The organism is Tenacibaculum tangerinum, from assembly GCF_029853675.1.
Lineage (GTDB): Bacteria > Bacteroidota > Bacteroidia > Flavobacteriales > Flavobacteriaceae > Polaribacter > Polaribacter tangerinum_A.
In genome coordinates this window covers 2,819,258-2,842,210 of sequence record NZ_CP122539.1, presented here as the reverse complement: position 1 = coordinate 2,842,210, position 22,953 = coordinate 2,819,258, and the positions used below count along the sequence as shown (strand labels likewise).

Here is a 22,953-nt window from a genome sequence, read left to right as displayed (position 1 = left end):
ATGAAACACAAACTACTTTATATCTGCTTGTTTTTAACTTCTTTTACCTTTGCTCAACAACCTCAGGTAAAAGCGGCAATTGATACTACCAATATTAGAATTGGCGAACAGTTTCAATATAAAATATCTGTTAATGAAACCGAAAATGTGATTATTCCTGCATTAGAAAACCTAAAAGGATTAGAAGTTGTAGATTCATTAAAGATAGATACTATTGAAAACAAACTCGTTAAAAAATATATTCTTACTGGTTTTGATAGCGGAGCATTTTATATTCCCAGACAGCAAATATTTATTAGAAATCAAGCCTATTTAACCGATAGTTTATTGGTTAACGTCGCTACAGTTCCTATCGATACTACTAAAGTTAAAAAATTCCCTATTAAAGGAATTAAGGGAGAACCCTATCAGTTTGATGACTTCAAACAGTATTTATGGTGGATAGTAGTAGGCGTAGTGATTATTGCATTACTGCTCTACTTCTTTGTTTTCAAGAAGAAAAAAGAAGCAATAGAAGAAGTTTTCGTTCCTGCACTGGCTCCTTACGAAGAAGCAATGCTGAAATTAGATGAGTTAGATAAAAAATTACTTTGGCAGAATAACCAAGTTAAAAAATATTACAGTGAGTTAACCGATATTATCAGAAGTTATATTGAGCGAGAATTACATATTCCTGCTCTAGAAAGCACAACCGATGAACTAATAAACGTGCTAAAAGATTTTAATGATATTGATTCAATTGATACTTCTAAAGAAATTATTGACAAATTAAAAGGATTGTTACAAGAATCTGATTTAGTAAAATTTGCAAAATCAAAACCTTTAGCTCACGAAATAGAGGAAGATCGAAAAGACGCAAAATTAATAATTGATAATTTAAAACCTAAAAAACAAGTCGAAGAAGATGAAGTGGAATAATTTTGAGTTTCATAATCCTGAATTTTTATGGTTGCTAATTATAATTCCACTATTAGCATTCTGGAGTTTTTATACCCGAAAAAAAGATAGTGCACAGCTCAAAATACCCAGTACCAAGGGTTTTAAAATAAAAGGTTCTATACTACCAAAACTCAAACCTTTACTATACCTCTTAAGATTATTGGCACTAACTTGTTTAATAATTGCGTTAGCACGTCCTAGAAATGTAGCCGTTAGTAAAAAAACGAAAACGAACCGAGGAATCGATATCGTAATGGCTGTTGATGTTTCTGCCAGTATGCTAGCAAAAGACCTTAAACCAAATCGATTAGAAGCTTTAAAAAGAGTAGCAACCGATTTTATTAATCGACGCCCTAACGATCGTATCGGTATTGTTGTGTATGCTGGAGAGAGTTTTACCCAAACACCTATTACTAGCGATAAATCTATCGTAAAAAGAACCATTTCAGAAATTAAATGGGGACAGTTGGATGATGGTACGGCTATTGGTATGGGACTCGGTTCTGCTGTGAATCGATTGAAAGATAGCAAAGCCAAAAGTAAAGTCATTATTTTATTAACCGACGGAGTAAACAACACTGGTTTTGTAGACCCAAAAACAGCGACAGAACTGGCTAAAGGTAGCGGAATTAAAGTGTATACTATAGGAATTGGAACTAATGGAATGGCACCTTTCCCGTGGGCAAGAGACCCTAGAACTGGAAAAATTTCCTTTAAAAACCAACAGGTTGAAATTGATGAAGACTTGTTAAAACACATTGCTAAAGAAACCAATGGAAAATATTTTAGAGCAACGAACAACACTACGTTAAAAGAAATTTATGACGAAATTGACAAGCTAGAAAAAACAAAAATAGAAGAATTCAAATATTATAATTATTCAGAAAAGTATCGCTTTTTAGTATTCTTAGCTGGCATCTTTTTGCTCTTGGAGTTCACTCTAAAAAATACAGTATTTAAAAGCTTTATTTAAGGTAAGTTGTAAAGTTACCAAGTAAAAAGTTAAAAAGTTCTCTAAGCAATTATAGCTTTCAAACTTTTTAAACTTTAAACTTTTAAACTAGAAAAAATGTACAAACTAGAAGAACCAAATTATTTTTATCTCTTTGCAATTATTCCTGTAATAGTTGTGGTTTTCCTATTCGTTTTATGGTGGAAAAAGCGAACTCAAAAAAAGTTTGCTAATCCTGTTCTTTTAGCTAAAATAGCACCTAATACCTCAACCTTTAAATCGGTATTAAAACTTGTTTTTTTCTTGTTAGGATTGTCTTTTTTAATTATATCTTTAATGAATCCTAAAATGGGAACGAAACTAAAGACCGTAAAAAGAGAAGGTGTTGATGTAGTATTTGCTTTAGATGTTTCCAAAAGTATGCTGGCAGAAGATATTGCTCCGAACAGATTAGAAAAAGCAAAACAAATTATTTCAAAGACTATCGATAAACTAGGAAGTGATAGAGTGGGAATTATTATTTATGCAGGTAATGCCTATCCACTACTTCCTATTACCACCGACCATGCGGCAGCTAATATGTTTTTACAAAATGCAAATCCCGACATGGTTTCGAGTCAAGGTACTGCAATTAACGAAGCGTTAAACTTGGCAAACACCTATTATGATAACGACGAGCAAACCAATCGCTTTTTAATTATTATTTCAGATGGTGAAGACCATCAAGAAGAAACCAAACAGGTTGCTCAAAACATCGCTAACGAAGGAGTGAAAGTATATACTGTTGGTGTAGGAACTGAAAAGGGAGGGCCTATTCCAATCAAACTAAATGGCGCACTTATTGGTTATAAAAAAGATAGAATGGGAGAAACCGTAATTACCCAAAGAAAACCCGATGTGTTACAAGGAATTGCGGATGCTTCTGATGGACAATATTTTGATGGTAATAAAACAGAAAATCCAGTAGAAGCTATTGAAAAAATTATTGGAAACGCACAAAAAAGTGAGTTTGAAACAAAACAATTTTCTGATTATAAAGACCAATTTCAGTGGTTTGTAGGCATTGGACTATTGTTTTTAATTATCGATATGTTTTTGTTCGATAAAAAAACCAAGTGGTTAAAGAAAGTAGATTTATTTAATGAGGAGTCATAGACTCTGTTAAGTAGTAATGTGGTATAGAATGAAAAGTTTACAAAATTTAGTGTTCATTATAGTTATGGCAGCTTCTGCACTAGCCAATGCGCAGCAAGACTCGCTTAAATTACAGCGTGAAGCACGTGCTTTACTAAGAGAAGGAAACAAACTATACAATAAGCAACAATTTAGCGATGCTGCTATTGCATATCGAAAAGCTTTGGGTAAAAATAGCAAATATGAAAAAGCAAGCTATAATTACGGAAACACCTTATATCAAGATAAGAAATACAAAGAAGCCGTAGAACAGTTTAAAGTAACTACCGAAACATCAAAAGATAAAATGGCTCAGGCGGAAGCTTACCATAATATTGGCAATGCCATGATGGAACAAAAACAATACGAACAAGCGGTTGAAGCCTTTAAAAATTCCTTACGTAGAAATCCGAATGACGATGAAACTCGTTATAATTTAGCTGTTGCTCAAAAAGAAGCTAAGAAGCAACAACAAAATCAGAAGGATAACAAGGATAAAAATAAAAATCAGAAAGACCAACAAAAACAAAACGAAGAAGACAAAAAGAACGACCAAAATAAAGATAAAAAAGGCGACGATAAGGATAAGAAAGACGATCAACAAGATCAGAAAAATGACGATCAAAAAAATCAACAAAAACCAAATCAAGACCAAAAAGACAAACAAAATCAACAACCAAAACCTCAGCAAGGAAAAATGACTCCAGAACAAATGAAGCAGTTATTAGAGAGTTTAAATAATGAGGAAAACAAAACGCAAAAGAAAATGAATACCGAAAAATCAAAAGGAAGAAAAGTAAAACAAGAAAAAGACTGGTAATTTTATCATTTTTAAAATCTTACTTATTTTTAGACATTTTTTGAAAATTAACATGAAGTTGAAAACATACATATCAGTACTAGTTATTTTAATAACCTCTGCCATTAACGCACAAGATGCTGCGTTAACGGCTACCGTTAGCAAAAACAAATTAGGTGTAAATCAACGATTGCGTATTGAATTTTCAATTAACAAACAAGGAGCTGACAATTTTAAAGCACCTAATTTCACTAACTTTAAAATAGTAGGCGGACCCAGTCAGTCGGTGAGTCAATCGTGGATAAACGGTAAAGTTTCTTTTAATCAATCGTACACTTACATACTGCAACCCAAAAGAAAAGGAGAGTTTACCATTCCTTCTGCCAGCATTGAAATTGAAGGAAAAACACTTAGCTCCAACCCTGTAAAGGTTATTGTATTAGATGCGGTAGATATTCCTAAAAACCCAAACGACCCAAGTTATATAGCAGAACAGAATATTCATTTAGTAGCCGAAATTTCTAAATCTCAACCGTATATTGGAGAAGGAATTTATGTAGAATACCGTTTATACTTTAGCGACAATGTTGGTATTTACGACAATGCTATTACAGAGGCACCACAGTACAACGGATTTTGGAATCAAGAAATTAAACGAAACGGAATGCCTGTTAAAACGGGCACCTATAACGGAGAGAATTATCGTTATGCTGTTTTACACAAAGCCTTGTTAATTCCTACAACTTCAGGCAAACTTACTATCGACCCTATGAAAATGGATATTGTGGTAGCAGTTCCTACTGGTAGAGCCGATTTCTTCGGAAATGTGATTACACGTCAAGTTCGTAAGGAGTTCTCTTCTGCAAAAAAAATTATCAACGCAAAATCCTTACCTCTTAAAAACAAACCTGAAGATTTTACAGGAGCAGTTGGTGAATTTTCTTTTGATGTTTCTTTAAGCAAAAACACCTTAAAAGCGAATGAATCATCACAAATCAAAGTCTCAGTAAGTGGAAAAGGAAACTTAAAACTATTTGAACTTCCAAAAATTGAAACGCCTAAAGAACTCGAAGTTTATCAACCAGAAAGAAAAGAAAACGTTCGCATTACTGGCACTGGTTTATCTGGTTCTGTTACCGATAATTACACGGTTGTTCCTGAATTTAAAGGAAAGTATAAAATTCCAAGTACCAGTTTCTCGTACTTCAATCCGAAAGAAAACGTATACCAAACCATTAGCACCGATGACTTATATGTAGATGTTTTAGAAGGAAAAGAAATTCCGACGAATTCAGATCTTAACGCAGTAGCAAAACAAGCTGTAAAAGTTACTGGAAATGACTTTAGATACATTCAAACAACTACCGATTTACAAGCTGTAAAAACGGATGATTTCTTTAAATCTATCTTATTTTACATTCTTCTATTGCTACCCATTTTAGCAATTCCAATAGGAATATTCATAAAAAAGAAAAAAGAAGAACGTGAGGGTGACGTGTTGGGCAACAAGCTGCGAAAAGCCGATAAACTGGCTAAAAAATACTTATCAGAAGCACAAAAACAATTGGGTAACAAAGAGGCTTTTTACGAAGCTTTAGAAAGAGCCTTACACAACTACTTAAAAGCTAAATTAAGAGTTGAAACTTCAGATATAAGTCGTGAAAAGATTACTGATTTGTTATTAGATAAAAATATTGATAAAGAAGTAATTCATCAGTTTATTGAAGTATTAAATCATTGTGATTTTGCTCGATATACTCCAATAACCAATGTGCAAATGAAAGAGGAGTACGAAAAAGCGAAACAAGTAATAACGCAATTAGACAGACAATTATAATGAGAACAATCACTATACTTTTATTCTTATTTGTGTCAACTATTACGTTAGCACAAAATGCCAACGACCTTTTTGTAAGTGCAAATTCTTTATACAAAGACGGAAAATATGAAGAAGCTGTACAACTATACGAACAAATAGAAAGCAAAAAACTAGTTTCGACAGAACTGTATTACAATTTGGCAAACTGTTACTACAAACTAAATAAAGTAGCACCTGCCATTTACAACTACGAAAAGGCACTGCAACTAAATCCTTTAAATGAAGATGCTAAAAACAACTTAATTATTGCAAAACGTTTAACTCTTGATAGAATTGAAGCCTTGCCGAAATCGGTCTTTCAAAAACTAAACGAAAACTATTTACAAAAATTTACATACAATACGTGGGCTGTAATCGCCGTTGTATTTTCCTTAATTGCATCTATCTTATTTTTAATATTCTATTTTTCCTACACTCCAACCAAAAAAAGAATCTTCTTTACTGCCAGTATGATTTCTTTTTTTCTATTAACAACCTCTTTAGTAATTACCTACACGCAGTATAATTATACTCAAAATATTATTGAAGCTATTATTTTTGACGAAGAAGTATCTGTTAAAAATGAACCTACAGAAAATGCTAACGAAATTTTCACCTTACATGAAGGAGTTAAAGTAAATGTGTTAGATGCTGTAGATAATTGGAAAAAAATAAAACTTATAGACGGGAAATTAGGTTGGGTTAATGCTGAAAGTTTACGGGAATTATAACAATTAATACCTATTTTTTTCTTTAACTATATCGTAAAAACAGGCGATCAGACAATAGCATTTATATTTTAAGAAATTTTTCTGTATTGATAATTAGAACACAAGGTTTTTAAACGCTACTTCTGAAGCAATCGATATAGAATTTTTACCTATTACCTGTTTTTTCTCTTATTAATAATTATATTTAGCAATTATTAAAATAAAGTTCATGAAAAATTTGTTTTCAAATATAAAAGGAGATTTATTTGGTGGTATTACCGCAGGTATTGTTGCGCTACCGCTAGCGTTGGCCTTTGGTGTTTCATCAGGGCTAGGGCCAAGTGCTGGTTTGTACGGAGCCATTTTTATCGCCTTTTTTGCAGCTCTCTTTGGTGGTACTAATACTCAAATATCAGGACCTACTGCACCAATGACCGCTGTGAGTATGGTGGTAATTGCTAGTATTTTAGCTGTAAATGACGGAGATGTTAACAAAGCTTTACCCGCTATACTAACTGTTTTCTTATTAGCTGGTTTAATTCAAATAGGTTTAGGATTATTAGGATTGGGTAAATACATTCGTTATATCCCCTACCCTGTAGTATCTGGGTTCATGACAGCCATTGGGGTAATTATACTGGTTACTCAAATACTACCTTCGCTAGGATACTACCCTAAGGAAGACAAGCAATTTGTAGAACAATTCAAACCTCAAGCAGAGGAGCTAATCTTAGAAAATATTTTAAAAGAAGAAGCTGGAGAAGGCATTTTGGTTTTAGAAGATTTTAAGGAAACTATAGATCGTGCTGAGGGAATTACAAAAGCAGATATTTTAAAAGAAAGCAAGACCCTTGCCGGAAAAGAAGCTTCAGGTGTATTAGGTACGCTCAAAGTACTTCCTAGAGCACTAAAAAATATTAACTGGTTAGAACTTCTATTGGCATTGGGTACCATTCTAATTATTTATGGTTTTAAGCGTATAACCACTGCGGTACCCAGTACATTAGTTGCTTTGGTGGTAATGACAGGTATTTCTATAGGTTTTGGATTGAATTACCGCCCTATCGAAGAGATACCTGGTGGTTTTCCGGTTCCAAATATGGAAATTTTTACCCGATTTAGCATCTCAGGCATTGCTCCTTATATATTTACTGCACTCACCTTGGCACTGTTGGGGGCTATTGACTCTTTACTTACTTCGGTAGTGGCAGATAACATGACCAAAACAAAACACAAGCCCAACAAAGAGCTGGTAGGTCAGGGAATAGGAAATAGCATTGCTGCAATCTTTGGAGGAATTCCTGGTGCAGGAGCAACGATTCGTACGGTAGTAAATATTAATTCTGGCGGAAAAACAAAATTATCGGGAATGATATCTGGGGTAATGCTATTAATAATTTTATTAGGATTAGGTCCCATTGCCTCAAAAATTCCTGCAGCTGTATTAGCAGGTATCTTAATTACTGTTGGTATTGGTGTTATGGATTATAAAGGTTTAAAAGCCATTCCTAATTTACCGAAAGACATGAAATTAGGCCCTTTAAAAGTAAGTTCTGAAGTAATTATAATGCTGGTTGTTTTAGTATTATCAACTTTTTGGAACTTGGTTTATGCTGTAGGAATAGGTTTGGTAATCGCTTCGCTAATGTTTATGAAAAAAATTGGTGATTTAACTGCTCATCACTCTGATGTAAAGTCACTAAAAGAAGAACAATGGGCAGACGAAAAAGATTTTCCGAAGGAATTAATCGAAGAAGTATTCATTAAACACTTAAAAGGTCCGTTATTTTTTGGTTCAACGAGTGATTTTTTAGCCTTGTCCAAGCAAATTCCAACTACGGCATCTCATGTAATTATTCGTGTAGACAGAATGCAATATATAGATCAATCAGGTTTATATGCTTTGGAAGATGTCCTGGTAGATTTGGAAAAAAATGGAATAACTGTTTTATTAGTAGATGTGCTTGATCAACCTCGATATATGATGGAACGCATTGATATTATTCCTGATTTGATTCCTGAAGAGCATATTTTCGATACCTTTCAGGAATGTCTTGAATGGGTTAAACAAAATGTTAAAGACAAAAATTAAAAATTTCAATTATGAAAAACACGTATTACCATCAGCTTTTAGTCAATAACAAAGAATGGGTTAAAGAAATGACTGATAAAGACGAAAATTATTTCGAAAATTTATCAAAAGGTCAAAAACCACCCGTTTTGTGGATTGGTTGTGCAGACAGTAGAGTGCCCGCAAATGAAATTACAGGAACGCATCCTGGCGAACTATTTGTGCATCGTAACATAGCCAATATGGTTGTGCATACAGACATGAACATGTTGAGTGTTTTAGATTATGCCGTAAATCATTTGAAAGTAAAACACGTTATTGTATGTGGTCACTACGGTTGTGGTGGGGTACAAGCAGCTATGCAAAATAAATCGTTGGGCTTAATCAATAAATGGGTTCGAAATATTAAAGAAGTATATAAAGACAACTACACTGAACTTAAGAAAATTGACGACGATAAAAAACGTTTCGATAGGCTTGTAGAATTGAATGTAAAAGCACAAGTATACGACTTAGCAAAAACCTCAATCATACAACAAGCATGGAAAGACGATACTGGATTGGAAATACACGGTTGGGTATACGACTTGAAAGACGGGGTTATTAAAGACCTAAAGGTTTCTATGGACAGTGCAGCTCATTTAGATGATATCTTTACCTTAGATTTAGACTAAGTTACACAGAAATATAAAAAACTAAAGTGTGAACTTTAGTTTTTTATATTTCTGAATGTTCTGTATTTTGCTCTTCATCTTTAATTATAGAAGGAAAGATGGTTGGAGCAATTTTTTTTACCGGTTTATATAAAATAGATTTATCTAAGGTTTCTTGCTTCACAAAAGGAATAGTGTCGTTCATTTTTCCGAAAAAAATAAAAATCACGCTCAAAATCAGTCCTATTTTTAAGGCACCAAATACACCACCTAAAATCTTATTGAGTATTCCTAGCGAAGCAAAATCAGCAATTTTGGTCAAAATTTTACCCAAGAGTGCTATAATGACAATTATCACTACAAAAGTTATAGCAAAAGCTGCTAAAGAAACATATTTTTCATCCCATGTTACACTGTTTTTTAACCAATCTCCTATAAAGTAAGAGAAATGAATGGCTCCATAAACCCCAGCTACAAGAGCTACCAAAGAAGCTACCTCAACAAACAAACCCTTCATAAGGCCGCGAACAAATCCAAAAAGTAATAAGGCTGCAATAATAATATCAAATGTATTCATATAACTTGTAGTAAATAATGATATAGCACAAAAACAAAAACCGTGATTATGTTTGTAGATGTAACACAAATATACACAACTCATTCATATCTTTGCAATCTCAAAAAGTAAATAAATGACCCAGACAGCTAACTTAAAAGAAAAATGGAATTTCGTAATTACTGAGCTATCACAGCAATTTGCAGATGGCGACGAACTAAATATCGATGCTATTATTTACTTAATTGGCGTGCAAGAATTAGGACAAGGACATCGGAAATTTAAAAAAGATGAGAAAGTTAACCTTATGCATATTGCCATTTGCAAACTACTAGAACCTTATGGGTATTATGAGTTTGATTTTTTTGATAAAGACGGTTGGCCTCATTATAAAACAGTTACCGAACTACCTAATTTAAAACCCGGAGAACAGTCTGTTCTAATGAAAGAAGCCATTATTAATTATTTTGAAGAGATTGACTTTTTTAATTAGGTAACACTCAGTTTTCGAATCATTTTTGACAATAGTTTTGGAAAAAAACGTTTAACATACACTCCCAATTTTTCTTTTGCCCCAGCAATATATACTTCTTGCTTTCTATTTTTTATTGCTTTTAACATTAATTCGGCAAATCTATCTGGATGAATTCCGTTGGCAGTAGCTGTATCCATTTTATTTTGAGGTGTTCCACTTCCTGTCAACGCATTTTTAGATACGTTCGTGGTTACAAAACCCGGACAAACTAAAGTAACAGCAACATTATCTTTATGATGCTCTGCTCTTAAACTGTCAAAAAAACCATGCAAAGCATGTTTACTTGCTGCATAAGTAGAGCGCAAAGGAGTTCCTATTTTACCTACAATACTAGTAGTTACTACAAAATGACCCGACTTATTTTTAATGAAATGAGGCAACACTGCCTTTGTTAAAGCTACCGTTCCTAAATAGTTGATATCTATCAAACGTTTATCTACAAAAATAGAAGTATCTTTTACCAAAGAGCGTTGACTTATACCTCCATTGTTTACTAAAACATCAATTCTACCAAAAAATGAAATTGCTTGCTTGGCTTTACTTTCAAGTTTCGTATACTCTTCTAAATCTAATGGTAAAACCTTTACTTTTTCAGGAAATTTACATTTCTCTTTTACTTCATTTAAAACGTGTTCATTTCTCGAAGATATGATTAGTTTTGCTCCATAATCAGAGAGTGCTATTGCCAATGACTTCCCTATTCCAGAGGAAGCACCTGTTATCCAGAATATTTGCTCTTTTAAATTCATATAATTCATACAGTTATAAAAACATTTCTAAAGTACATAAGAAAAAATAAAAGTGGTACACTTCTTGGATAGAAGTTTGTAAATGACTAGTTTTAAAACCTTATTAATAATCCTTTTAAAATATTATGATGAAAAAATTACTGGCTCTATTAATATTTACCACATCCCTTGTAAATGCACAATACACTGTTAAAGGTACGATGACCCCACCTGATAAAGGAGACTGGGTTATTTTATATAAAATCGAAGGAGCAAAGCAAAAATTTATTTTAAATACCACCATCGAATTAGACACGGTTGTTGTAGGTGGCCAGGAGCAAGTTTTAGGAAAATTTAGTTTCAAATTACCAAATACAGCTACCCCTGGAGCCTATCGAGCTACTTATAGAAATTCTGGTGCAGGTTTTATTGATTTTTTATTCAACAAAGAAAATGTCGAATTCGTTTTTAATCCGAAATATCCCGAACAATCTGTACTTTTTACTAGCTCTAGAGAAAATAAGGTTTATAGAGAATATCTTCAAGCATATAATGCTGTACAAAGAAAAGTAGACTCTTTACAAGCTGCATATATACAAACAGGTTCAAAAGACATTAAAAAAGAATATAGAAAAGAATACAAAGAAGTTGAAGAGGTGCAAGAAAATTATGAAAAAAAGTCACAAGGAATGTTGGCCAATAATTTCATAAGAGCCTCTCGCAGATACAATTCATATAACCCTCATGACAATATAGAAGATTACTTATCTGCAACTACCGACAACTTTTTTGAATACATCGATTTGAAAAGTGACGAATTGTACAACTCTTCTTTTTTAATTGATAAGGTTAACGACTACGTTTTTTATCTAAGTTTTGCAGAAGATAAAGGAATTCAACAAAAACTCATGAGAAAAGCGATTGTGAATGTAATGGATAAAATTTCTTCTAAAAGATTACGAAAAGCAGTTATCGAATATTTAATTACTGCACTTACCGACAAGCGCAACGGTCCTGCAGTTGACTGGATGTTTTCAGAGTATTACGACAAACTTCCTTCTGAAGATCAAAATGCTGATTTTAAGAAAGAAAAATTAGATGTATTACTTGCCACTGTAGGTAGAATTGCTCCTGATTTTTCTTGGAAAGAAGATGATTTAAACTATAAACTATCTACACTGGATGACGGTGATAAGTACTTGTTAGTTTTTTGGAGTACTGGTTGTCCTCACTGTACAAAAGAAGTTCCTGAGTTGTATGAATTCATGCAAGATCATGAAGAAGTTTCTGTAGTCTCTTTTGGTATAGAGAGCGATGAAAATAAATGGGCTGAATTTGTAAAAGCCCTGCCTAACTGGCATCATGCAGTAGGTACGCATCCAGAAAATAAATGGGAAAATGAAACAGTAAGAAAATACAACTTATTAGGTACACCTACGTATTTTGTATTAAACAAAGAAAAAAGAATTATTGCCATGCCAGATCATGTAGAAGATGTTGAAAAATATTTTAATCAAGAAGAGTAATTCCTAAACAAAAATATAGCATTGTAAAACTCGGCAATTAGTGTCGAGTTTTTTTATTCCTAAAAATATAAAAAAGCATCTTTAATATGCTCAATAGTAAATTTATGCTGCTCTTTAATAATGGCGATAATATCAAATCGTATTTCTACATCTAAATTACGTTTTGTTACATAAGCATCTACTGCTGTAACTAATAATTTTATTTTTTTTGGATTTACAAAATCTTGCGGATTACCGAAATATGCAGTCGATCGTGTTTTAACCTCAACAATAGCGAGTACACTTCCTTTCTTAGCCATAATGTCAACCTCTGCCTTTTGAAATCGATAGTTTTTTTCAACGATAACATATCCATTTTCAATGAGATAGTCAATCGCCAACTGTTCACCTTTTTTACCTAGTTCATTGTGTTGTGCCATTTAAAAACTTATATTTGAGTAACCTTAAATGTATTACCATGAAAAAAAACATTGGAAAAATGGATAAAAGTATTAGAACTTTTATCGCATTAATCATCGCCGTGCTTTCTTATTTTGACATTATTACTGGAGTTACTGGTACTATTTTACTTGTTGTAGCTATTGTAATTTTAATAACGAGCTTTATAGATTTTTGTCCGCTGTATACCACATTAGGTATAAACACCTGCAAGACTAAAAACGATTAATGAAACAGCACTGAACATTGTTTACTAGTGCTAATGGATAGTTTTACTCTCCTACCAATTATCAATGCTCTATTATCAGCCTCATGACCCGCAGGAAAATCAAAAAGTACAGGAATATGTTTCGGAACAACCTCTAAAATTAAATTTTCTACAGAATCCCCCCATAAAGTTGTATTTTTTTTAATTTTAGTCATATTACCCACTACAACCGCCTTTACTTTTGTAAAATATCCTGCGCGCTTTAGGCTTTGCAGCATTCTATCTATTGAATATTTATACTCGCCTATTTCTTCAATAAATAAAATTTTTCCATTGGTAGAAATTTGACTATCTGAACCTAGCATAGATGCCAAAATAGCAATGTTGCCACCTACCAACTCACCCGAAACCTCACCTACTCTATTGTATTTTGAGGCAGGGATTTTGTACGCTAATTTTTCTCCAAACAATGCTTTTTTAAAAGTAGCAATGGTCTGTACAAGATTTTCTGGTTCTTCTTCCATACTCGTTCCCATCATTGCGTGCAAGGTTTCTATGCCTAAATTATGAATATGATTGTGAAAAGCGGTAATATCAGAATAACCAATAATCCATTTAGGGTGCTGTTTGAACTTCGTAAAATCTAGCCTATCTAAAATCCGCACCGAGCCATATCCCCCACGAGCAGCCCAAATTGCTTTAATGCTTGGATTATCAAGAGCCTCTTGAAAATCTTGACAACGTTCTTCGTCTGTGCCGGCAAAATGATGGTTTTGATTGAACAAGTGTTTACCATACACCACTTCTAATCCCCAACTTTCCAATAACTTTCTTGCTTTATCAATAGTATGCTTACGATTCTTTAAGATTCCTGCAGGAGCAACAATGGCTACTGTGTCTCCCTCTTGTAAATATGGTGGTGTAATTCGTTTCATAGTGTCATTCTGTGCATAAACCGATATTAGTATCAGTAAAAAAAATAAAGTCAACATTCTTTTTTCCATAAACAAGTGCCGTTTCTTGGTTTTAAAAGTATACATGCTACCAAATGTACCCATTTTAAAGCAGTATAAAAAATTGCTTTTTCGTACTTTTGCGGTTTAATTTTAGTAGAAAAACATGAGTACACCAAAAAGATATACCATTACAGCGGCATTACCTTATACAAACGGACCTATTCACATCGGTCATTTAGCAGGGGTATATGTTCCTGGAGATATTTATGCACGCTATTTACGCCAAAAAGGAAAAGATGTGGCGTACATCTGTGGTTCTGATGAACACGGAGTTGCCATACCGATGCGCGCCAAAAAAGAAGGTGTTACCCCTCAAGCTATTATTGATAAATATAACGGAATCATTAAAAAATCATTTGAAGATTTTGGAATTTCTTTTGATAATTATTCGCGTACTTCAGCAGAAATTCATCATAAAACAGCCTCAGATTTCTTTACGAAACTGTATAACGATGGAGAGTTTGTTGAAGAAGTTACCCAACAGCTATACGATAAAGAAGCAAATCAGTTTTTAGCCGATCGTTTTGTAATAGGTACTTGTCCTAAATGTGGAAATGAAGAAAGCTATGGAGATCAGTGTGAAAAATGTGGTACCAGTCATAATGCCACCGATTTAATCAACCCTAAATCGGCAATTACAGGAAATGTTCCAACACTAAAAGAAACCAAACACTGGTTTTTACCTTTAGATAAGCACGAAGCTTTTTTGCGTGATTGGATTTTAGAAAGTCATAAAAATGACTGGAAACCCAACGTATTAGGACAATGTAAATCGTGGATTGATGACGGATTGCGCCCTCGTGCCGTAACCCGAGATTTAGATTGGGGAATTCCGGTTCCTGTTGAAGGTGCTGAAGGAAAAGTGTTATACGTATGGTTTGATGCACCTATCGGATATATTTCTTCTACTAAAGAATGGGCTGAACGAGAAGGTAAAAACTGGGAAGACTATTGGAAAAAAGACGATACCAAATTGGTTCATTTTATTGGTAAAGATAATATTGTATTCCACTGCATCATTTTTCCAGCAATGCTCAAAGCACACGGTGATTTTATTTTACCAGAAAATGTACCAGCAAACGAGTTTTTAAACTTAGAAGGAAACAAACTATCTACTTCTAAAAACTGGGCAGTTTGGTTACACGAATATTTAGAAGAATTTCCAAATCAGCAAGACGTGTTGCGTTATACCCTAACAGCCAATGCACCCGAAACTAAAGACAATGATTTTACTTGGAAAGATTTTCAAGCAAAAAATAATAATGAATTAGTGGCAATTTTCGGAAACTTTATCAACCGTGTTGCTGTTTTAACAAACAAATACTACAATGGGCAGATACCAACTGCAGGAGAATTGTTAGAAGCAGATGAGCATGCTTTAGAGCAACTAAAACAATTTCCAGACATCATCGCCAAATCTATTGAGCGTTACCGTTTTAGAGAAGCCTCACAAGAGCTTATGAATTTAGCACGTTTAGGAAATAAGTATTTAGCCGATGAAGAACCTTGGAAAGTAATTAAAGTTGATGAAGAACGTACTAAAACCATCATGAATGTTGCCTTACAAATAGCAGCAGGATTAGCCGTGTTATCAGAACCTTTTTTACCTTTTACCTCAGCAAAATTAAAATCAATTTTAAACATTGACAACACACTTACTTGGAATGATATTTCAGAAAAAGAGCTGTTGTTACCAGCTAATCATCAAATTAATAAAGCGGAGTTATTGTTTTCTAAGATTGAAGATGCTACTATTCAGGCACAGTTAGATAAATTAGAAGCTACTAAAAAAGCCAATGAGGCTGAAAACAAAATAGTGGAACCTCAAAAGGAAACCATAGAGTTTGATGATTTTACCAAAATGGACATTCGAGTAGGAACTATTGTTGCCGCTGAAAAAGTAGCCAAAACCAAAAAATTACTAAAACTTACGGTAGATGTAGGCATCGATACTCGTACCATTGTTTCTGGAATAGCGGAAAGCTTTCAACCAGAAGACATTGTTGGTCAGCAAGTATCTGTGTTATGTAATTTAGCTCCGAGAAAACTTCGTGGTGTAGAAAGCCAGGGTATGATTTTAATGACCGATACTCCTGATGGTAAATTAGCCTTTGTCCAACCTTCAGAAAAAGTAAATAACGGAACGTTTATTGCCTAAATAAAACATTTATTATATTTGAAACCTCGCAATAGTATTGCGAGGTTTTTTTTAAAACTCTGAACAACAAAAAATGAAAAAGAATCGTATTCTCTTGCTACTTCTAGTATGCATATGTAGCTCTTTATTTTCCCAAGTAGAAATTGCTAGTTTTAATAACAGATTAAAAACCAATAGCTCATACATAAAAGATATTTACGCAATAGTAAACAAGCAAGATCATTCTTTTACTATTTTTTTTGCTGATGCTAAAAATGTATATACTTATAATTTTAATGATTTATTTTCTCTAAAAAATGAATTCATATTTGAAAATAAAAGAAGAAAATACAAAGATATAATTGGATATAGTTTTCTTAAAAATAGAGATTGTAAACTATATCTTAAAAATGAAAAAAATCATTTTTTAGAAATTTTATTTTCGTCGGAATACTCTATTGCCAAAGAGTTCAAACCTCTTACAGATTACGAAACCTATTTACAATCGATAAATTTAAACAATAAATTTTACCTTATCACGGGGTCAAAAGAAGTTAATGGATTGTATATCTACACTTTTGATGGAGATAAGCCTACGAGGCACAAAGTCAATTTAGAAAATATAAACCTACTATCATCTTCTGGAGGAAAAAAAGAATTAGTTCCAATTTTAATGAAATCATTACCTCTAATTAAATTAGATCAAGACACCCCTAATTCCATAGAAATTTCTTCAAAGCAACAAAAAATGTATGTTCAAGATGAAACCATTATTTTTACTCTAAACAACAACTCGGAGTTCACACAAATTGTCAAAATAGATTTAAAAGATTTTGCTGCCTCTTCTTTTAAAATAAAAAGCTCACAGGAAAAAATAAAAAGACATAAAAAAAAATCAAATTCGTATTTACTTAATGACAAGCTCATTTCTCTTACTTTCTCTAAAGAAAAACTTAGTTTCAATATTACTGATGTAACAAACAGAAAAATTATAAAAGAGTTTTCAGTGTTAAAAACAGATACTATTAAATTTAGAAATTCTCCTATTACAACAGATACTAACAATTACAAAAAATACAATGAGTTAAAAAAAACTGAGAAATTTTTTAATACCATGAGAAACGCGAATCCAGCTATCAGTGCCCTGTTCAGCAAGGGTAAATACTATATAACAATTGGAGGATCTTTAGGTCCTGTTTTGAAAAGTTACGGAGGAGGCAGTTTTGGTTCTAGCAGCACTTTCACATTACCCAATGGTTATTCCGTTTCTATTTCTAACAATATTGGCACCAGCTTTTATCATTACACAAATTCAGATGAATCTCAGTTTATAAAATTTTCAAGCATATTGGATGAAAACTTTTCTCACTTAAAAGATGAAAAAAATATGAATGCTTTTGAAAAAATCAACAATCATTTAGATTCGAAAAAATCTAATTCCCCTTTTTCAAATCTTTCATTAGTACCTTTTAAAGGTGACAAGTTTAATCCTATCAATGGAATATTTAAATACAAAGACTTTTATATTTTAATTGATTATAATCAAAAACAAAACAACTTTAAACTATTAAAATTCACAAATTAAAAAGTCAACTATTATACTTAAAAACTAACAATTCATAATTTAAAATAATATCACACATTCTTTAACCATCCCACAATACTTAAGCGAGGTCTTGTCAATGCTACTTTTACTTCATGCTCGGTTACATCGCTTTTAAAAAAAGCCACACGACCACCAACAGGCAAAATAGTTTCTGTATTTTCTTTAGCATACAATACCAACTCACCTCCATCGTTCATATTCCAATTTTCATTGAGGTACATAACAAATGAAAACAACCGTCCGTTATCACTTTTAAACTGATCGACATGACGTTTGTAAAAGCTGCCTACATCATAATAAGCATAGTGAAATTCAAAAGCATTGATACTTGTATAACAGGTTTTGTTGAGATATTCAGAAAACTCGTTTATTTTCTGAATAAACTTTTTCTCTAAATCATTTGTTGTTTTTTCATGAATCCAACAAATAACATCTCGTCGTATTGCTTTATCTTTTGTATAATCGGAATCTTTTCCAATACCCGCTCTGTACATAATTCCTTCCTCATAATGTTGTATCAAATTATTCCGAAGTCCTGCGATTATATCCGCAGAAAAAAAATCATCACAAACTCCAAATTCGTTGGAGATTAGGCCAGTAATCAATCGTTCATACTGTTGCCTATGCAATTCATTTAGCGTTGTTTGCATGCATAAAACTACTATTAAACCAACTGCGAAAGGTAGTCTAAAAACATATAGATTGTACACCCCCGAATAAAAATTTATATTTGCTTTATTTTATGAATATCGTATCCTTTATTGGTACCCATACCAACCTGACTTCTACTGCCATTCAAAACACCATTGAACTGCTAAATGAGGATTGCACCATTCCTTTTATTGCCCGTTATCGGAAAGAAAAAACAGGAAACTTAGATGAAGTTGAAATCGGTAAAATCGTACAATTTAAAGAGCAATTTGAAGCTTTAGAAAAACGAAAAGCAGCCATCTTAAAAGCTATTGAAGAGCAAGGTGCTTTAACCAACGAATTGAAGACTAAAATTGAAAAAACAAACGATTTAACCGTCTTAGAAGATTTATACCTTCCCTATAAAAAGAAACGTAAAACCAAAGCAGAAACGGCTCGTAAAAACGGATTAGAACCCTTGGCAAAAATGATTATGAGTCAACGGGTTAACGATTTGGAATACACCGCTTCAAAGTATATAAACGACGAAGTTGATTCTGAAGAAAAAGCCTTAGAAGGTGCGCGCCATATTATTGCGGAATGGATTAACGAGCGTACCGATATTCGAAACAATATTCGCTATCAGTTAGAACGTTTTGCCACCATTAGTACCAAAGTAGTTAAGACGAAAAAAGACGAGGAAGCGGCTCAAAAGTTTAAAGATTATTTTGATTGGGAAGAAAACCTAAATCGCATCCCTTCACATAGATTGTTAGCTATTTTACGTGCCGAAAAAGAAGGTTGTATTCGTGTAAAAATTAACATTGACCACGAACGAGCTTTGCAAAAAATGGAAGACAGAATTATACGTTCGCAAAACGAATGTGCCGAACAAATTGAATTCGCCATTGCCGATGCTTACAAACGCCTATTATTCCCGGCACTCTCAAACGAAGCTTTGACTATTGCCAAAGAAAAAGCCGACGAAAGCGCCATCACCGTTTTTGCCAAAAACCTACAACAATTACTCTTAGGCTCGCCATTGGGTGAAAAACGTATTTTAGCCATCGATCCAGGATTTAGAACAGGTTGTAAAGTGGTTTGTTTAAGTGCACAAGGAGATTTACTACATAACGAAACTATTTTTCCGCATGCACCGCAACATCAAGCTAAAGAAGCAATGCATAAAATCAGTTCTTTAACCGATGCTTATAAAATTGAAGCCATTGCCATTGGTAACGGTACAGCTTCAAGAGAAACGGAACGATTGGTAAAGCGCATTCATTTTAAAAACACGGTAGAAGTTTTTGTGGTAAGTGAAGCAGGAGCTTCGATATATTCTGCCTCAAAAATTGCACGTGATGAGTTTCCTAACTACGATGTAACTGTTCGTGGTGCCGTTTCTATCGGACGCCGATTAGCCGACCCGCTGGCTGAATTGGTGAAAATTGAAGCCAAATCGATTGGTGTGGGGCAATACCAACACGATGTAGACCAAGCACAACTCAAAAAATCGTTAGATACCGTAGTAGCGCATTGTGTAAATAAAGTAGGTGTTAATATTAATACCGCCAGTACTTCTTTATTGAGCTATGTTTCAGGTATTGGACCTAAATTGGCTGAGAATATTGTGAATTATAGAAATGAGCATGGCGCTTTTACCAGTAGAGCTGCCATTAAAAAAGTACCTCGATTAGGAGGAAAAGCGTTTGAGCAATCTGCTGGTTTTTTACGTGTTAAAAATGGAGATAATCCACTAGACGATTCTGCGGTTCACCCTGAACGGTATTCATTAGTAGAACAAATGGCTAAAGATGCTGGTAAAAAAGTACGTGATTTAATTGGTAATTCACCTGCTTTAAAACAGCTAAAACTACAGCAGTATGTAACCGATTCTTACGGATTACCAACACTGCAGGATATTGTAAAAGAGTTAGAAAAACCAGGCTTAGATCCTCGTGAAAAAGCTAAAGTATTTAGTTTTAATGAACATATTAAAACCATTGACGATGTACGAACGGGTATGATACTTCCGGGAATTGTAAATAATATTACCAATTTTGGTTGTTTTGTAGATATTGGTATTAAAGAAAGTGGTTTAGTACATGTATCTAACCTTTCTGATACCTTTGTAAAAGATATAAATGAGCATGTACGTTTGCATCAGCATGTTCAGGTAAAAGTTTTGGAAGTGGATGTCGCAAGAAAACGTATTCAGTTACAATTAATTAAATAAGAGTCAGCTAATGAATTAACTGACTCTTATCTTGAGAAAACTATATAAATACACAGGTGGGGAAATGTGTCACTTTTTATTTTTTGACAAAAATCAAGGTATCTGTTTCAGTTCCACTATTGCTCAATGCTTGTAGCTTTACTTGAGAAGCTGAGATAGAGATTACCTCCCATTGATCGTCGTTTAATTCTTGAAGTACTTCGTTAGAAGTAAACTCTAGATAAAATTTAGAACTACTGGTTAAAGATTTCCACATGCCAGCATCAGTTGTAGTACTGCTTATGGCTTTCACTATACCCGAAGTTTGGAAAAGAAAAGTATACCCTTCAAAATTCGTAGTTTCATCTATCGTATTATCGAGGTACTTCTCTATATACCATTCGCTATTTGTTGCTGTAAGTACTTCGCTTAAATCATCTCCAGTTGTTGTTGCATTATTACAAAAACTTTCAAAACGGAGGCGGTCATCACCTAAGCGTAAATCTACTTTTACCTCTCCTTCGTAATCACTAATTTCATGTAGGTACCATGTTTTATTGAACTTTTCGAAGTTTGGAATATTGATGGTAACTTTAATCTCATTTCCTTCTCCAGAAGTTTCCCAACTACCTTCAAAGATATCTCCGTTCTTAATTATCTTAACGGTATTATTCGATCTAAAGTAAACTGTAGTTCCCACATAATAATCTTCAAATTCTTGACCACCTATTTCAAGTTTGTCTATTCTCCATTCTTCACATTGCGCAAAAATATCTATTAGTTGATTTGTGGTACAGTCGTCACAATCATCATCGTTATAATCGTTATCATCATCTTCATCACAAGTGTTTTTTGCTGCTTCGATAGCCTCTTCTAGTTCTTGCATATTGTTAATATAAATGTATGTGTCTCCATTTAAAATTACCTTAAACGGAAAATCTATCGTAACTGCGGTGTAATCTTCTAAATCTTCGATTAACTCGTGCATTTCTTCATCATTATTTACGGTGATGGTAAGCACCACTTCATAATTTGCATTAAACACAGATGCGGTAAGGGGGTAATTGAAGTCTAAACATTCTATATCGTCATCTTCTTCATTTTCTCCTTTACAGTTTTGAGATAAAACTGCTAACTCTTCATCAGAATTTACTGTTTTTACAGTATAATCGCTCAATATTACTTCGATAGGATACGAAATAACGATAGAGTCGACATCATCATCAAAAAGATCAAAAATATTTTCAATCTCTTCGTATCCATTCTCATCATTTACCGTTACTTCTTTCGAGTTTACAGTAACGGTTACTGGTAACTTTACACTTAAACAACTAGCCTTATCTATAATATTATCGTGAGAACCATCTTTTGCAACCGTGTTCTTCATTAGTGTAGCTACTGTAGTATTTGCTACCAATGCATTTTCAATCGGGGGATCTATTATTTGAATTTCTTCTGTTCTACATGAAGAAAGAAATAACACAATACCTAATAAGAAAAAAGGGATTTTTAAAAGCTTCATAATTTCTATGTTTTTTATTCGTTTTAGTTTGACTTGTTTTTGCAACTGTCTTTATTATAAAACAACTAACTTTAATTATCTCCCAAAAAAATATTTTTTATACCTTTCTAACAACTTAAAACCTTATTTAAATTTGTCTAAGCCCCTACATAAAACTATTTGTGATAAAAAGCGTTTTTCGTTGCTATATGAAAAATACGCTCAAGAACTTGGTAATTTTTTATATTATAAATACGGAAGTACTTTAAATCCCGCCGATAGAGTACAAGATGCTTTTATAAAACTTTGGGAAAACTGTGCGAAAATTCTTCCTGAAAAAGCGAAGTCTTTTCTATTTACCGTAGCTAATAATTTGATGCTGAATGCTGTTAAGCATCAAAAGGTAGTTTTTAAATATCAAGAAGTAAAGCCTAAAGACTATACGAATGAATCTCCTGAGTTTGTGCTTCGTAAAAAGGAATTTTTAAAACGTTATGAAAAAGCTTTATCGAATTTAAAAGAAGAAGAGCGTGTTGCCTTTATGCTAAATAAAATAGATGGAAAAACGCATAAAGAAATCGCTGAAATAGTAGGAGTTACCAAAAAGGTTGCTGAACACAGAATTTATTCGGCATTTAAAAAATTAAAAAACCAACTAGAAGAGTTTAAATAAAATTTGGGATTTTTATAAAGTAAAGTGTT

At 33.2% G+C, this 22,953-nt stretch carries 21 protein-coding genes; 15 read left to right on the top strand and 6 right to left on the bottom strand.

Annotation, left to right across the window (positions count from 1 at the left end; genetic code table 11):
* The 8 genes from P8625_RS12675 (at position 1) to can (ending at position 9,176) form a co-directional block, all read left to right on the top strand.
* Complete coding sequence (locus tag P8625_RS12675) at positions 1 to 918, top strand: hypothetical protein (RefSeq protein ID WP_279650817.1); 918 nt, start codon at positions 1 to 3, stop codon at positions 916 to 918.
* Positions 905 to 1,912 (top strand): vWA domain-containing protein, encoded by a 1,008-nt coding sequence (locus P8625_RS12670; RefSeq protein ID WP_279650816.1) that lies wholly within the window; start codon positions 905 to 907, stop codon positions 1,910 to 1,912. Before P8625_RS12675 ends, P8625_RS12670 begins: the two co-directional genes overlap by 14 nt.
* A 96-nt stretch (positions 1,913 to 2,008) precedes the next feature.
* The gene (locus P8625_RS12665; protein WP_279650815.1) at positions 2,009 to 3,046 is read left to right on the top strand and encodes a VWA domain-containing protein; all 1,038 of its coding nucleotides are present in this window, start codon (positions 2,009 to 2,011) and stop codon (positions 3,044 to 3,046) included.
* Between the two features lie 28 nt (positions 3,047 to 3,074).
* Positions 3,075 to 3,884 (top strand): tetratricopeptide repeat protein, encoded by an 810-nt coding sequence (locus tag P8625_RS12660; protein WP_279650814.1) that lies wholly within the window; start codon positions 3,075 to 3,077, stop codon positions 3,882 to 3,884.
* A gap of 52 nt (positions 3,885 to 3,936) precedes the next feature.
* On the top strand, positions 3,937 to 5,700 hold the full coding sequence (locus P8625_RS12655; RefSeq protein WP_279650813.1) for a BatD family protein: 1,764 nt from the start codon (positions 3,937 to 3,939) through the stop codon (positions 5,698 to 5,700).
* Entirely contained in the window at positions 5,700 to 6,452 is a 753-nt protein-coding gene (locus P8625_RS12650) for a tetratricopeptide repeat protein (RefSeq protein WP_279650812.1), read from the top strand. Before P8625_RS12655 ends, P8625_RS12650 begins: the two co-directional genes overlap by 1 nt.
* Before the next feature lie 208 nt (positions 6,453 to 6,660).
* Entirely contained in the window at positions 6,661 to 8,523 is a 1,863-nt protein-coding gene (locus tag P8625_RS12645; RefSeq protein WP_279650811.1) for a SulP family inorganic anion transporter, read from the top strand.
* A gap of 11 nt (positions 8,524 to 8,534) precedes the next feature.
* A complete protein-coding gene (gene can, locus P8625_RS12640; RefSeq protein ID WP_279650810.1) occupies positions 8,535 to 9,176 on the top strand; it encodes a carbonate dehydratase in 642 nt (213 codons plus the stop codon).
* A gap of 43 nt (positions 9,177 to 9,219) precedes the next feature.
* On the opposite strand, the gene P8625_RS12635 is transcribed toward can, so the two are convergent.
* Positions 9,220 to 9,732 carry a CvpA family protein gene (locus P8625_RS12635; RefSeq protein WP_279650809.1) on the bottom strand — a complete coding sequence of 171 codons (513 nt, stop codon included), beginning with the start codon at positions 9,730 to 9,732 and terminating at the stop codon, positions 9,220 to 9,222.
* Between the two features lie 115 nt (positions 9,733 to 9,847).
* Between P8625_RS12635 and P8625_RS12630 the strand changes: the two genes are divergently transcribed.
* Complete coding sequence (locus P8625_RS12630; RefSeq protein WP_279650808.1) at positions 9,848 to 10,204, top strand: hypothetical protein; 357 nt, start codon at positions 9,848 to 9,850, stop codon at positions 10,202 to 10,204.
* On the opposite strand, the gene P8625_RS12625 is transcribed toward P8625_RS12630, so the two are convergent.
* Positions 10,201 to 10,995: an SDR family oxidoreductase gene (locus P8625_RS12625; RefSeq protein WP_279650807.1), complete on the bottom strand. Its 795-nt coding sequence runs from the start codon at positions 10,993 to 10,995 to the stop codon at positions 10,201 to 10,203. The two genes, P8625_RS12630 and P8625_RS12625, sit on opposite strands and share 4 nt — an antisense overlap.
* Positions 10,996 to 11,120: 125 nt before the next feature.
* Between P8625_RS12625 and P8625_RS12620 the strand changes: the two genes are divergently transcribed.
* Positions 11,121 to 12,500, top strand: coding sequence for a TlpA disulfide reductase family protein (locus P8625_RS12620; protein ID WP_279650806.1), 1,380 nt, complete (start codon positions 11,121 to 11,123; stop codon positions 12,498 to 12,500).
* A gap of 59 nt (positions 12,501 to 12,559) precedes the next feature.
* On the opposite strand, the gene P8625_RS12615 is transcribed toward P8625_RS12620, so the two are convergent.
* Positions 12,560 to 12,919, bottom strand: coding sequence for a YraN family protein (locus P8625_RS12615; protein WP_279650805.1), 360 nt, complete (start codon positions 12,917 to 12,919; stop codon positions 12,560 to 12,562).
* Between the two features lie 38 nt (positions 12,920 to 12,957).
* Between P8625_RS12615 and P8625_RS12610 the strand changes: the two genes are divergently transcribed.
* The gene (locus P8625_RS12610) at positions 12,958 to 13,167 is read left to right on the top strand and encodes a YgaP family membrane protein (protein WP_279650804.1); all 210 of its coding nucleotides are present in this window, start codon (positions 12,958 to 12,960) and stop codon (positions 13,165 to 13,167) included.
* Here P8625_RS12610 and P8625_RS12605 read toward each other — a convergent pair.
* The gene (locus P8625_RS12605; RefSeq protein ID WP_407704741.1) at positions 13,164 to 14,150 is read right to left on the bottom strand and encodes a S66 peptidase family protein; all 987 of its coding nucleotides are present in this window, start codon (positions 14,148 to 14,150) and stop codon (positions 13,164 to 13,166) included. The genes P8625_RS12610 and P8625_RS12605 overlap by 4 nt on opposite strands.
* Before the next feature lie 115 nt (positions 14,151 to 14,265).
* On the opposite strand from P8625_RS12605, the gene metG reads away from it, so the two are divergent.
* Both metG and P8625_RS12595 read left to right on the top strand, forming a co-directional pair.
* Entirely contained in the window at positions 14,266 to 16,320 is a 2,055-nt protein-coding gene (metG, locus tag P8625_RS12600) for a methionine--tRNA ligase (protein WP_279650802.1), read from the top strand.
* 73 nt (positions 16,321 to 16,393) lie between these two features.
* Complete coding sequence (locus tag P8625_RS12595) at positions 16,394 to 17,884, top strand: hypothetical protein (RefSeq protein WP_279650801.1); 1,491 nt, start codon at positions 16,394 to 16,396, stop codon at positions 17,882 to 17,884.
* A 50-nt stretch (positions 17,885 to 17,934) separates the two neighbouring features.
* On the opposite strand, the gene P8625_RS12590 is transcribed toward P8625_RS12595, so the two are convergent.
* Positions 17,935 to 18,555 (bottom strand): 2OG-Fe(II) oxygenase, encoded by a 621-nt coding sequence (locus P8625_RS12590; protein ID WP_279650800.1) that lies wholly within the window; start codon positions 18,553 to 18,555, stop codon positions 17,935 to 17,937.
* Positions 18,556 to 18,647: 92 nt separating this feature from the next.
* On the opposite strand from P8625_RS12590, the gene P8625_RS12585 reads away from it, so the two are divergent.
* Positions 18,648 to 20,771 (top strand): Tex family protein, encoded by a 2,124-nt coding sequence (locus P8625_RS12585; RefSeq protein WP_279650799.1) that lies wholly within the window; start codon positions 18,648 to 18,650, stop codon positions 20,769 to 20,771.
* Positions 20,772 to 20,847: 76 nt separating this feature from the next.
* Here P8625_RS12585 and P8625_RS12580 read toward each other — a convergent pair whose 3' ends face one another.
* The gene (locus tag P8625_RS12580) at positions 20,848 to 22,272 is read right to left on the bottom strand and encodes a hypothetical protein (protein WP_279650798.1); all 1,425 of its coding nucleotides are present in this window, start codon (positions 22,270 to 22,272) and stop codon (positions 20,848 to 20,850) included.
* 133 nt (positions 22,273 to 22,405) lie between these two features.
* Between P8625_RS12580 and P8625_RS12575 the strand changes: the two genes are divergently transcribed.
* Complete coding sequence (locus P8625_RS12575) at positions 22,406 to 22,924, top strand: RNA polymerase sigma factor (protein ID WP_279650797.1); 519 nt, start codon at positions 22,406 to 22,408, stop codon at positions 22,922 to 22,924.
* The last annotated feature ends 29 nt before the right edge of the window (positions 22,925 to 22,953 follow it).